The following is a 12361-nucleotide window of genomic DNA, read 5'->3' as shown; positions in this document are numbered from 1 at the left end:
ATTAATACTGGCTGGAAATAAAGCACAGGAATAAAAAAACCGGAGAACATGTCTCCGGTTTTTTCGATATCAGATTAGGTGATTACGCGATATCTTCATCGTACTGCGGTACCGGGTTGCGGAAACTCTTGGTCACACAAGCCAGGTAGATCAGGCCAATACCAGCCCAGATCAGCCCCAGAACCATAGAGCTCTCTTCCAGGTTCACCCACAGTGCACCCACGGTCAGCGCACCGCACATCGGCAGGAACAGATACTGGAAGTGGTCTTTCAGCGTCTTGTTACGCTTCTCACGGATCCAGAACTGGGAGATTACCGACAGGTTAACGAAGGTAAACGCCACCAGCGCACCAAAGTTAATCAGCGCCGTCGCCATTACCAGGTCGAAGTTGATTGCCAGCAGGGCAATCGCGCCAACCAGGATGATGTTCATGGATGGAGTACGCCATTTAGGGTGTACATAACCGAAGAAACTTTTCGGGAATACACCGTCACGCCCCATCACGTACATCAGACGCGCTACGCCTGCATGCGCCGCCATCCCGGATGCCAATACGGTAATGGTGGAGAAAATCAGCGCGCCGACCTGGAAGAACTTACCGGCTACGTACAGCATGATTTCAGGCTGTGAAGCATCCGGATCCTTGAAGCGAGAGATATCCGGGAAGTACAGCTGCAACAGATAGGTAGAAACAATAAAGATCAGGCCACCAATCAGTGCGGTCAGGAAAATTGCACGCGGGATCACACGCTCAGCATCCTTGGTCTCTTCAGAGAGGTTGCTGATACCGTCGAAACCGGTGAACGAGAAGCACAGGATAGTAGCACCCGTGATCATTGGAATCACGTGCGCGTCACCTGACCAGAACGGACGGCTGCTCACCAGCGTACCCGCACCTTCCCCTTCGAACACGCCATAAACGACCATGCCGAGGATCACCGCAATCAACACGACCTGCAACAGCACGATCACGGTGTTGAAGTTCGCGACAGATTTGAGGCTGCGCAGGTTAAAAGCAGTCATAAAGGCCACCAGTGCTACCACGAACATCCATGACGGTATCGACGGCACCAGGGCTTCAAAATAGATTTTCGCCAACAGAATGTTGATCATCGGTGCGAACAGGTAGTCCAGCAGTGATGACCAACCCACCATAAAGCCAACGGTCGGGCTAATGGATTTCTGGGCGTAAGTGTAGGCAGAGCCTGCAGACGGATAGCGACGCACCAGTTTACCGTAGCTCAGTGCGGTAAAAAGGATGGCGATCAGTGCAAAGGCGTAAGCTGTCGGGACGTGACCATCGGTCATTCCTGATACGATACCGAATGTATCGAACAGCGTCATCGGCTGCATATAGGCAAGGCCCATCATGACAACCGGAACCAGCGTAAGCGTTTTACGTAATTCCACGCGAGAGGTGTTTGGAGTAGCGTTATGCGACATGGTTATCCTCCATTACGGCGGAAACCGTCGCGTAAGCAAAAAATTGCCCCATTTTTTGTTAATCCTCAGCGACAACAACTGTCGATTTTTAAGTAAGTATCTATCCGGTACGAAGCCCGGCCTCTTTTATGAATGATTGGTTTGATGCAAAAAAATAACCGACGCGTATTAAAACGTCGGTTAATCTCATTTTTTGCAAGCGGCGCATTGTGCACTAAATTAGGGCGAAATGACAAGAGAATGAGAGCCTTGTCAAAAAATATTTTTTCCTAACCGATTGATTTATCGACAACCGTTTTTACATAGACACCCGCGATAGCACTATTTGCTAAAATTTCATCCCGCCACCATGCACTGGCTAATCCCGCGGTCTGCTCGTTCCAGCCAATCCACACGGGTTCAAACAGAATTTGCGCGACAACTTTCTTCTCAATCAGTGCCCCGCTATCCAGAAATCGTTGTGCCAGATAGCGCGGAATATAACCACATCCCAGACCACTTATCTGCAGTTCCAGTTTGGTTTTGAAGTCAAAAACGGTGATGGCTTCCTGATCGTCGAGAAGCTGAGAAGCCGATACGTTCGCGGGATGCGCATTATCGCCGACCACAATGGCGCGAAAACGTTTGATCGTCCGGCGACTCAACGGTTCCGGCTCCTGCGCCAATGGATGATGGGGAGCAACAACAAAAGCCTGTTCAAGCACACCCAGGCGCGCAAAACCAAAGTCACTCGCTGTTGGTGGATCACGCATGGCACCCACAATGATATCAGCCCGGCCCTGAATCAGGGCATCCCAGGAGCCGCCCAGTACGCCATTGATAAATTTAAGACGCGTTACGCTGTGGTGTTGATAGAAAGATTCGATGAGCGGGGCAAGAAGCGAAAAGGGAAAGGTATCGTCTACGCCGATAACCAGTTCATTCTCCCAGCCTTCATGCAGTTTGATGGCCTGCTTTTCGAGTTCGCGCACGGTATGTAGTACCTCGCGTCCCTTTTCCAGCAGCATTTGTCCGGTACGAGTAAATTTGGCCCGGTGCCCACTGCGATCCAACAACTGAATATTAAGATCGCTTTCCAGTTTGTGGACGGTATAACTCAGCGCTGACGGCGTCTTAAACAATTTTGCTGACGCCGCAGCGAAACTCCCCTCTTTCTCTAACGCATCAAGAATAATCAGAACATCCAGCAGTGGTTTCATACTCGCCCCCTGGCGGTATACAGCGACACTCTGCTGATCTGTCACTCCATCGGCATCACCAGCGGATCGGGATACTGGTACTCAAACCCAAGCTCATTACAAATTCGGTTGCCATCAATGACTTTACCTTTACCGTTATCCGCTCCGTCCCGGAAATCCGGTGGTTCCATCCCCAACAGACGAGCCATCTGAGGGTAGAACACATTGCGCGCCGGATGCATAGGCGCACATATATTATAGATGTGTCCCCCTTTAGGCGCTTGTAGCAGCAACGTGATAGCAGAAACCACGTCATCCAGATGCACCAGATTGACGCCATGCTGCCCATCAGGTGCAGTTTTACCCGCAAAAAAGCGACCGGGATGTCTGCCCGGTCCCACCAGGCCTGCCAGGCGCAGAATATCCACCGACGTTCCCGGCAGATTGTGCAGCCAGTCTTCGAGTTCTTTCAGGACTCGACCACTTGCCGTGACCGGATTGCGTGGTGTGCCCTCTTTCACTGTCCCCTGCACATCACCATAAACCGAGGTAGAGCTGGTAAAAATAATCCGTGGAATGCGATACGCCAGCGCACTGTCGACCAGTTCCTGCATTGCCTGTAAATAAAACGTCTCACCCGGGCCACTACGGCGTGCAGGCAGGGTGATGACCAGCGCATCCGCATCCATTAGCGCATCGAGATCGTCAGGTTCACAGACCAGTTCAGGCTCCAGGCGCAGCGAGTAGCTTTCAATACCGCTCATTCGGGCCGCTTCCACCCCATCCAATGTGGTTTTGCTGCCGGTTACCTGCCAACCCCTGGCCGCCAGAGACATGGCTAACGGCATGCCTAACCAACCTAATCCGACAATTGCGACCTTTTTCATGCCTTTTCTCCTGACTTTTGGCCTATAACCCAAGGCTACGCCAGCCCACGGTGGCTGACAATTCATAGTATCAATATGAAATGAATTAATGATCAAAAAAAGCCCTTGCTTTCCGTGGCTAAAGTGGTTTAGGTTAAAAGACATCAAATGAATAAGCATTCATCGAGAAAATTTATGACACGCGCTCAATTTAATCACCATCATCACCATCATCCTGACTAGTCTTTCAGGCGATGTGTGCTGGGAGACATTTAAATCTTCCAGCGGTGCATGAGCGTATGAGAAAGCCCCCGGAAGATTTCTTCCGGGGGCTTTTTTTTTGTGCGTGACCCAAACCGATTCAGACAGGATAACGAGGAATAAAGAATGTTAGACAACACCCGCTTACGCATAGCTATGCAGAAATCAGGCCGTTTAAGCGATGACTCACGCGAATTGCTGGCCCGCTGTGGCATTAAAATTAATCTTCACACCCAGCGCCTGATTGCGATGGCAGAGAATATGCCTATCGATATTCTCCGCGTACGCGATGACGATATCCCGGGTCTGGTCATGGATGGCGTCGTTGATCTCGGCATCATCGGTGAAAACGTGCTGGAAGAAGAACTGCTCAATCGCCGGGCACAGGGTGAAGATCCTCGTTACTTTACGTTACGTCGTCTGGACTTCGGCGGCTGTCGTCTTTCGCTGGCGACCCCGGTTGACGAAGCCTGGGACGGTCCGTCTGCACTGAACGGCAAACGTATCGCCACCTCTTATCCGCACCTGCTCAAACGCTATCTCGACCAGAAAGGGGTTTCGTTCAAATCTTGTTTGTTAAATGGGTCTGTCGAAGTTGCTCCCCGTGCGGGACTTGCAGATGCAATCTGCGATCTGGTCTCCACCGGTGCAACGCTTGAAGCCAACGGCCTGCGTGAAGTGGAAGTCATTTACCGTTCCAAAGCCTGCCTGATTCAGCGTGACGGAGAAATGCCGGCAGCTAAACAACAACTAATTGATAAGCTGCTGACCCGTATTCAGGGGGTTATTCAGGCTCGCGAATCTAAATACATCATGATGCACGCGCCAAGTGAACGTCTGGACGACGTTATCGCCTTGCTGCCAGGCGCTGAACGCCCAACGATTTTGCCACTGGCCGGCGATCAGCAGCGCGTGGCAATGCACATGGTTAGCAGCGAAACCCTGTTCTGGGAAACGATGGAAAAACTGAAAGCGCTTGGTGCCAGTTCCATCCTGGTGCTGCCTATTGAGAAGATGATGGAGTAATTCCACTTATGCTGCCCGGTGGCGCTTCGCTTACCGGGCCTACAAGACCCGTAGGCCGGATAAACAACGTGCCATCCGGCAAAAAAAGGAAGACGATTATGAGCTTTAATACCATCATCGACTGGAATAGCTGTACTGAAGAGCAGCAAAGTGAATTACTGATGCGCCCGGCAATCTCGGCGTCAGAGAGCATCACCCGTACCGTGAGCGAAATTCTGTATAACGTAAAGTCGCGCGGTGACGCAGCACTACGTGAATACAGCGCAAAGTTTGATAAAACTAACGTGAATGCGCTGAAAGTCAGTGCCGAAGAGATCGCCGCCGCCGGCGCACGTCTTGGCAATGACCTTAAACAGGCCATGGCTGTCGCCGTGAAAAACATCGAGACGTTTCATAACGCGCAACAACTACCGGTCGTCGATATTGAAACGCAGCCTGGTGTACGCTGCCAACAGGTTACCCGCCCGGTAAATTCTGTTGGACTGTACATTCCCGGGGGCTCCGCGCCGCTCTTCTCAACGGTGTTAATGCTCGCCACCCCGGCCCGCATTGCAGGCTGTAAAAAAGTGGTGCTGTGCTCTCCGCCACCTATCGCCGATGAAATTCTGTATGCCGCACAGCTCTGCGGCGTACAGGACGTGTTTAACGTTGGGGGCGCACAAGCGATAGCCGCGCTGGCATTTGGCAGCGAATCCGTGCCGAAAGTGGACAAAATTTTCGGCCCCGGTAATGCGTTTGTGACCGAAGCCAAGCGTCAGGTTAGTCAGCGTCTGGACGGTGCTGCCATCGATATGCCAGCAGGCCCGTCTGAAGTGCTGGTGATTGCCGACAGCGGCGCCACGCCGGATTTCGTTGCCTCTGACTTACTCTCTCAGGCCGAACACGGCCCCGATTCTCAAGTGATCCTGTTGACGCCGGATGCCGGTATGGCCAGCCAGGTTGCTGAAGCAGTAGAACGCCAACTTGCCGCGCTGCCACGCGCTGAAACCGCACGGCAGGCGTTAAGTGCCAGCCGTCTGATTGTCACCCGCTCCCTTGCGCAATGCGTAGCGATTTCTAATGCGTACGGCCCGGAGCACTTGATCATTCAGACCCGCAATGCTCGCGAACTGGTCGATGACATCACCAGTGCGGGCTCTGTCTTTCTCGGTGACTGGTCACCGGAATCTGCCGGTGACTATGCCTCTGGGACTAACCACGTGCTACCTACCTACGGCTATACCGCAACCTGCTCAAGTCTTGGACTGGCCGATTTCCAGAAGCGGATGACCGTACAGGAATTATCGCCGCAAGGTTTCTCTGCCCTGGCCGCAACCATCGAAACGCTGGCCGCCGCTGAACGACTGACTGCCCACAAAAATGCCGTTACCCTGCGCGTTAACGCCCTGAAGGAGCAAGCATGAGCACTGACAACATTCTCAGCGTTACTGATTTAGCCCGTAAAAATGTCCGTGAGCTAACACCGTATCAATCTGCCCGCCGTCTGGGCGGAAATGGCGACGTCTGGCTCAATGCCAATGAGTTCCCCACCGCCGTTGAGTTCCAGCTGACTCAGCAAACACTGAACCGTTATCCGGAGTGTCAGCCGAAGGCAGTGATCGAGAACTACGCGCAGTATGCGGGCGTTAAGCCAGAGCAGGTATTGGTCAGCCGTGGTGCTGATGAAGGTATCGAGTTGCTGGTCCGTGCTTTTTGCGAGCCGGGTAAAGATGCGATTCTCTACTGCCCGCCGACCTATGGCATGTATAGCGTCAGTGCTGAAACCATTGGCGTTGAATGTCGTACCGTACCGACTCTTGCTGACTGGCAACTGGATTTACAGGGTATCGCTGACAAGCTTGATGGCGTGAAAGTGGTTTACGTATGCAGTCCCAATAACCCGACGGGTCAGTTAATTAACCCGCAGGATCTGCGTTCACTGCTCGACATGACGCAGGGCAAAGCCATCGTGGTCGCCGATGAAGCGTATATCGAGTTTTGCCCGCAGGCCACACTGGCAGGCTGGCTATCGGAATACCCAAACCTGGTGGTACTGCGCACCCTGTCTAAGGCGTTTGCCCTTGCCGGTTTGCGCTGCGGATTTACGCTAGCTAATGAAGACGTTATCAACCTGTTGTTGAAAGTGATCGCGCCTTACCCGCTCTCTACACCGGTGGCAGATATCGCTGCTCAGGCACTAACGCCGCAAGGCATTTCCGCGATGCGCGAGCGCGTGGCGCAGATTCTACAAGAGCGTCAGTACCTGGTTGATAGCCTGAAAACCCTCCGCTGTGTAGAACAGGTTTTCGACTCTGAAACCAACTATGTTCTGGCGCGCTTCACAGCATCAAGTAGCGTATTTAAATCTTTGTGGGATCAGGGCATTATCTTACGAGACCAGAACAAACAACCTTCATTGAGCGGCTGCCTGCGTATTACTGTCGGAACCCGTGAAGAGAGCCAGCGCGTCATTGACGCCTTACGTGCGGAGCAAGTATGAGCCAGAAGTATCTTTTTATTGACCGTGATGGAACCCTGATTTCCGAGCCGCCCAGTGACTTTCAGGTTGATCGCTTTGACAAGCTTGCCTTTGAGCCGGAGGTTGTCCCGGTCTTGCTAAAACTGCAAAAAGCAGGTTTTAAGCTGGTGATGATCACCAACCAGGATGGACTGGGAACACAAAGCTTCCCGCAGGCGGATTTTGACGGTCCGCACAACCTGATGATGCAAATTTTCACCTCGCAGGGCGTCATTTTTGATGAAGTACTGATCTGTCCGCACCTGCCGGCAGACGCGTGTGATTGTCGTAAACCCAAAGTGAAGTTGGTCGAACAATACTTGATTGAACAGGCGCTGGATACCGCGAACAGCTACGTAATCGGCGATCGCGCAACCGACATTCAGTTGGCGGAAAACATGGGTATCACCGGGTTACGCTATCACCGCGACACGCTCAACTGGGCAATGATCGGTGAGCAGCTAACCAAACGGGATCGTTACGCCCACGTTGAGCGTAATACAAAAGAAACGCAGATTGACGTTAAAGTCTGGCTGGACCGCGAAGGCCGCAGCAAAATTAATACCGGCGTCGGCTTCTTTGACCACATGCTGGATCAAATCTCGACCCACGGTGGTTTTCGCATGGAGATAGCCGTCAAAGGCGATCTGTATATTGACGATCACCACACCGTTGAGGATACCGGGCTGGCTCTGGGCGAAGCCTTAAAACTGGCGTTGGGCGATAAACGAGGCATCAACCGTTTTGGTTTTGTGCTGCCGATGGACGAGTGCCTCGCACGCTGCGCCCTGGATATCTCCGGGCGTCCACACCTGGAGTACCGGGCTGAGTTTACCTATCAGCGCGTCGGCGATCTGAGTACGGAGATGATCGAACACTTCTTCCGTTCGCTCTCTTACACCATGGGGGTCACGTTACACCTTAAAACCAAAGGTAAAAATGACCACCACCGCGTGGAAAGTCTGTTCAAAGCCTTTGGCCGCACGCTGCGCCAGGCTATTCGCGTAGAAGGCGACACGCTTCCTTCTTCAAAAGGGGTGCTGTGATGAACGTGGTGATCCTCGACACCGGCTGTGCCAATCTGAACTCGGTGAAATCTGCCGTCGCACGCCACGGCTATGACCCGGTGGTTAGCCGCGATGCGGATGTTGTGCTGCGTGCCGATAAACTGTTTCTGCCTGGTGTGGGTACCGCACAGGCGGCAATGAATCAGCTACACGAGCGTGAGCTGATTGAACTGATTAAAGCCTGCACACAACCTGTACTGGGGATTTGCTTAGGTATGCAGCTGCTTGGTCGGCGCAGTGAAGAAAGCAACGGTGTCTCCCTGCTGGGGATTATTGATCAAGACGTACCCAAAATGACCGATTTTGGTCTGCCGTTGCCGCATATGGGCTGGAACCGTGTCTATCCACAGGCCGGAAACCGCCTTTTCCAGGGCATTGAGGATGGGGCGTATTTCTATTTTGTACACAGCTACGCCATGCCGGTGAACCCATGGACTATTGCGCAATGCAACTACGGTGAGCCCTTCACCGCAGCGGTACAAAAGGATAATTTCTTTGGCGTGCAGTTCCACCCGGAGCGTTCAGGTGCCACTGGCGCGAAGTTGCTGAAAAACTTTCTGGAGATGTAATGATAATTCCGGCATTAGATTTAATCGACGGCACGGTTGTGCGTCTTCATCAGGGCGATTACGCAACGCAGCGTGATTACGGTAACGATCCCCTGCCCCGTTTACAAAGCTATGCCGCACAAGGCGCAAAGGTGCTGCACCTGGTGGACCTGACCGGTGCAAAAGATCCGCAGAAACGGCAAATACCGCTGATTAAAACACTGGTGGCTGGCGTAAACGTACCGGTGCAGGTAGGGGGCGGCGTACGTACTGAAGAAGACGTCGCCACGCTGCTGGATGCGGGCGTTGCACGTGTGGTTGTCGGCTCGACGGCGGTAAAATCGCCCGAACGTGTTAAAACCTGGTTCACGCGTTTCGGCGCTGACGCGCTGGTGCTGGCGCTGGATGTGCGGATTGACGAGCACGGGAATAAACAGGTTGCGGTCAGCGGCTGGCAGGAAGACTCCGGCGTTTCACTGGAAGAGCTGGTTGAGGCCTATTTACCCGTCGGTCTGAAGCACGTGCTGTGCACCGATATCTCCCGCGACGGCACGCTGGCTGGCTCAAACGTTGCACTGTACGAAGAAGTGTGTGCGAAATACCCCCAGGTGGCATTTCAGTCATCCGGCGGGATTGGTGGGATTGAAGATGTCGCCGCCCTGCGCGGAACCGGCGTTGGTGGCGTCATTGTGGGTCGTGCTTTGCTGGAAGGTAAATTCACCGTTGAGGAGGCCATCCAATGCTGGCAAAACGCATAATCCCTTGCCTTGATGTTCGTGACGGGCAGGTTGTCAAAGGGGTTCAGTTCCGCAATCACGAGATTATTGGCGATATCGTTCCTCTGGCAAAACGCTATGCCGATGAAGGCGCAGATGAGCTGGTTTTTTACGATATCACCGCATCGAGCGATGGTCGCGTGGTGGACAAAAGCTGGGTATCACGCGTGGCAGAAGTGATCGACATTCCGTTCTGTGTCGCCGGTGGAATTAAATCACCCGAGGATGCCGCAAAGATACTGTCTTTCGGCGCAGATAAAATTTCTATCAACTCCCCTGCTCTGGCTGACCCAACGTTGATCACCCGCCTGGCGGATCGCTTTGGTGTGCAGTGCATCGTGGTAGGTATCGACACCTGGCATGATGCACAAACCGGGAAGTATCACGTCAATCAGTACACCGGAGATGAAAACCGTACGCGCGTTACACAGTGGGAAACGATCGACTGGGTAAAAGAGGTGCAAAAACTTGGCGCGGGTGAAATCGTTCTTAATATGATGAACCAGGACGGTGTGCGTAACGGCTACGATCTTGAGCAATTGAAAAAAGTGCGCGAAGTTTGCCATGTTCCACTGATCGCTTCTGGCGGTGCAGGAACGATGGAGCACTTCCTTGATGCCTTCAGGGATGCAGATGTCGATGGTGCGCTTGCCGCCTCCGTTTTCCATAAGCAAATTATCAATATTGGCGAATTAAAAGCGTACCTGGCAACACAGGGCGTGGAGATCAGGATATGTTAACGAAGCAACAATGCCGCGAGCTGGACTGGGAAAAAACCGATGGAATGATGCCGGTCGTCGTACAACATGCGGTTTCCGGTGAAGTGTTGATGCTCGGGTATATGAACCCGGAAGCGCTGGATAAAACGATCGAAAGCGGGAAAGTAACCTTTTTCTCGCGTACTAAACAGCGCCTGTGGACCAAAGGTGAAACCTCTGGCAATTTTCTTAATGTCGTCAGCATTTCCGCTGATTGCGACAACGACACCCTGCTGGCGCTGGTTAACCCGATTGGGCCAACCTGTCACAAAGGCACCAGCAGCTGTTTTGGTGATTCCAGCCACCAATGGTTGTTCCTGTATCAACTGGAGCAACTCCTGGCTGAGCGCAAAACGGCAGATCCCGCCAGCTCCTATACCGCAAAATTGTACGCCAGCGGTACGAAGCGAATTGCCCAGAAAGTTGGAGAGGAAGGTGTTGAGACAGCACTGGCCGCGACCGTGCATGATCGTTTCGAGTTGACCAATGAGGCATCGGACCTGATGTATCACCTGCTGGTTCTGCTGCAGGACCAAGATCTCGATCTAACGACGGTGATTGAGAATTTACGCAAACGCCATCAATAATAGACTGATACCGGCATCATGCCGGTATCTTTATTTTGCAGGACCTTTAATCGTTACCGAATAAATCGCGGGTATACACTTTATCAGCGACATCCAACAGTTCTTCAGCCATCCGATTTGAGATAATAACATCGGCCTCACTTTTGAATTTAGCCAAATCACGTTCAACCCGTGAATGGAAAAAACTCTCTTCGGCCATTACCGGCTCATAAATTATGACCGGGATACCTTTCGCTTTAATGCGTTTCATGATGCCCTGAATAGACGAGGCTCTAAAATTATCCGAGCCGCTTTTCATAATCAGGCGATAGATACCGACAACTTTGGGTTTACGCGAAAGAATAGCATCAGCAATAAAATCTTTTCGTGTACGGTTAGCATCAACGATGGCTGAAATAATATTATTAGGTACAGATTGATAGTTGGCGAGTAATTGCTTCGTGTCTTTTGGCAGACAGTATCCACCATAACCGAATGAAGGGTTGTTGTAATGGTTCCCAATGCGCGGATCCAGACAAACACCTTCGATGATCTGTCGTGCATTAAGCCCCAGGCTTTCGGCATAGCTATCAAGCTCATTAAAATAGGCAACCCGCATTGCCAGATAGGTATTTGCAAAAAGCTTAATGGCTTCAGCTTCAGTAGAATCGGTGAACAGCACCGAGATATCCTGCTTTATTGCCCCTTCCTGTAACAAGGCAGCAAAACGTTCAGCACGAGCAGACCGTTCGCCGATGACAATTCGTGATGGGTATAAGTTATCATACAGTGCCTTTCCTTCGCGCAGGAACTCAGGAGAAAAGATAATATTATCCGAGTTAAACTTCTGTCGCATAGTCTGAGTAAAACCGACTGGCACCGTTGATTTAATCACCATGAGCGCATCAGGATTTATTGCAATCACATCGCTGATAACTGATTCAACGCTGGAGGTATCAAAATAGTTTGTTTTCGGGTCGTAATCTGTCGGCGTTGCGATAATAACAAAATCTGCATTCTGGTAGGCGTCGTACTTGTCCAGCGTGGCGTTGAAATTTATCTCACTTGATTGTAGATACTGTTCAATTTCTTTATCGACTATTGGAGATATCCGATTATTTAGCATCTCGACACGTGAAGGGACAATGTCCAGAGCAATGACCTGATGATGTTGGGCGATAAGAAGACCATTTGACAGGCCAACATATCCGGTACCAGAAATGGTAATTTTCATTTCATGCTCTCAGTATTAACTTAATATTTAATCATGATGTCGTACATCCTGATAAGAGAATAATGTTTTAACGTTTTGTCGAATATTGTGTCAACGAAGGTTAAAACAATTCAGATTTTCTTGATCAGGGTACGCCAGAA

13 protein-coding genes, 1 pseudogene and 1 other annotated feature are annotated in these 12361 nt (G+C 51.6%); of the genes and pseudogenes, 9 read left to right on the top strand and 5 right to left on the bottom strand.

Features of this window, described 5'->3' with window-relative positions:
- Positions 1-82 precede the first annotated feature (82 nt).
- The 4 genes and pseudogenes from plaP to QMN38_RS00655 all read right to left on the bottom strand — a co-directional run bounded on the left by plaP (position 83) and on the right by QMN38_RS00655 (position 3509).
- On the bottom strand, positions 83-1444 hold the full coding sequence (gene plaP / locus QMN38_RS00665; protein ID WP_048218046.1) for a putrescine/proton symporter PlaP: 1362 nt from the start codon (positions 1442-1444) through the stop codon (positions 83-85).
- Complete coding sequence (gene yoeI, locus QMN38_RS26930) at positions 1434-1496, bottom strand: membrane protein YoeI (RefSeq protein ID WP_101741514.1); 63 nt, start codon at positions 1494-1496, stop codon at positions 1434-1436. Before yoeI ends, plaP begins: the two co-directional genes overlap by 11 nt.
- Positions 1497-1658: 162 nt before the next feature.
- A pseudogene (locus tag QMN38_RS00660) lies at positions 1659-2643 on the bottom strand (LysR substrate-binding domain-containing protein).
- Between the two features lie 41 nt (positions 2644-2684).
- Positions 2685-3509, bottom strand: a complete 825-nt coding sequence (locus QMN38_RS00655; RefSeq protein ID WP_271448984.1) for an SDR family oxidoreductase — start codon at positions 3507-3509, stop codon at positions 2685-2687.
- A gap of 174 nt (positions 3510-3683) precedes the next feature.
- Here QMN38_RS00655 and hisL point away from each other — a divergent pair, with 174 nt between their 5' ends.
- From hisL to hisIE, 9 genes are all read left to right on the top strand, one after another.
- Complete coding sequence (gene hisL, locus QMN38_RS00650) at positions 3684-3731, top strand: his operon leader peptide (protein WP_101741515.1); 48 nt, start codon at positions 3684-3686, stop codon at positions 3729-3731.
- Positions 3707-3829: a sequence feature (His leader region), on the top strand. Its footprint overlaps the gene before it by 25 nt.
- Positions 3830-3875: 46 nt before the next feature.
- Positions 3876-4775 carry an ATP phosphoribosyltransferase gene (gene hisG, locus QMN38_RS00645; protein ID WP_202038942.1) on the top strand — a complete coding sequence of 300 codons (900 nt, stop codon included), beginning with the start codon at positions 3876-3878 and terminating at the stop codon, positions 4773-4775.
- 98 nt (positions 4776-4873) lie between these two features.
- Positions 4874-6178 carry a histidinol dehydrogenase gene (hisD, locus tag QMN38_RS00640; RefSeq protein WP_323604237.1) on the top strand — a complete coding sequence of 435 codons (1305 nt, stop codon included), beginning with the start codon at positions 4874-4876 and terminating at the stop codon, positions 6176-6178.
- On the top strand, positions 6175-7254 hold the full coding sequence (gene hisC, locus QMN38_RS00635; RefSeq protein WP_323604236.1) for a histidinol-phosphate transaminase: 1080 nt from the start codon (positions 6175-6177) through the stop codon (positions 7252-7254). Before hisD ends, hisC begins: the two co-directional genes overlap by 4 nt.
- Positions 7251-8318, top strand: coding sequence for a bifunctional histidinol-phosphatase/imidazoleglycerol-phosphate dehydratase HisB (hisB, locus tag QMN38_RS00630; RefSeq protein WP_101741454.1), 1068 nt, complete (start codon positions 7251-7253; stop codon positions 8316-8318). Before hisC ends, hisB begins: the two co-directional genes overlap by 4 nt.
- Complete coding sequence (gene hisH, locus QMN38_RS00625) at positions 8318-8908, top strand: imidazole glycerol phosphate synthase subunit HisH (protein WP_323604235.1); 591 nt, start codon at positions 8318-8320, stop codon at positions 8906-8908. Before hisB ends, hisH begins: the two co-directional genes overlap by 1 nt.
- Positions 8908-9645, top strand: a complete 738-nt coding sequence (gene hisA, locus QMN38_RS00620; protein ID WP_323604234.1) for a 1-(5-phosphoribosyl)-5-[(5-phosphoribosylamino)methylideneamino]imidazole-4-carboxamide isomerase — start codon at positions 8908-8910, stop codon at positions 9643-9645. The genes hisH and hisA overlap by 1 nt, the downstream gene beginning before the upstream one ends.
- Complete coding sequence (hisF, locus tag QMN38_RS00615; protein WP_271455550.1) at positions 9627-10403, top strand: imidazole glycerol phosphate synthase subunit HisF; 777 nt, start codon at positions 9627-9629, stop codon at positions 10401-10403. Before hisA ends, hisF begins: the two co-directional genes overlap by 19 nt.
- The gene (gene hisIE, locus QMN38_RS00610; RefSeq protein ID WP_271455549.1) at positions 10397-11008 is read left to right on the top strand and encodes a bifunctional phosphoribosyl-AMP cyclohydrolase/phosphoribosyl-ATP diphosphatase HisIE; all 612 of its coding nucleotides are present in this window, start codon (positions 10397-10399) and stop codon (positions 11006-11008) included. The genes hisF and hisIE overlap by 7 nt, the downstream gene beginning before the upstream one ends.
- 46 nt (positions 11009-11054) lie before the next feature.
- Here hisIE and ugd read toward each other — a convergent pair whose 3' ends face one another.
- A complete protein-coding gene (gene ugd / locus QMN38_RS00605) occupies positions 11055-12221 on the bottom strand; it encodes a UDP-glucose 6-dehydrogenase (protein ID WP_323604233.1) in 1167 nt (388 codons plus the stop codon).
- Between the last annotated feature and the right edge of the window lie 140 nt (positions 12222-12361).

Source organism: Citrobacter sp. R-1.5.2, assembly GCF_035064245.1.
Lineage (GTDB): Bacteria > Pseudomonadota > Gammaproteobacteria > Enterobacterales > Enterobacteriaceae > Citrobacter.
The sequence above is the reverse complement of the archived record's forward strand: the minus strand, read 5'-3'. Positions and strand labels throughout refer to the sequence as shown.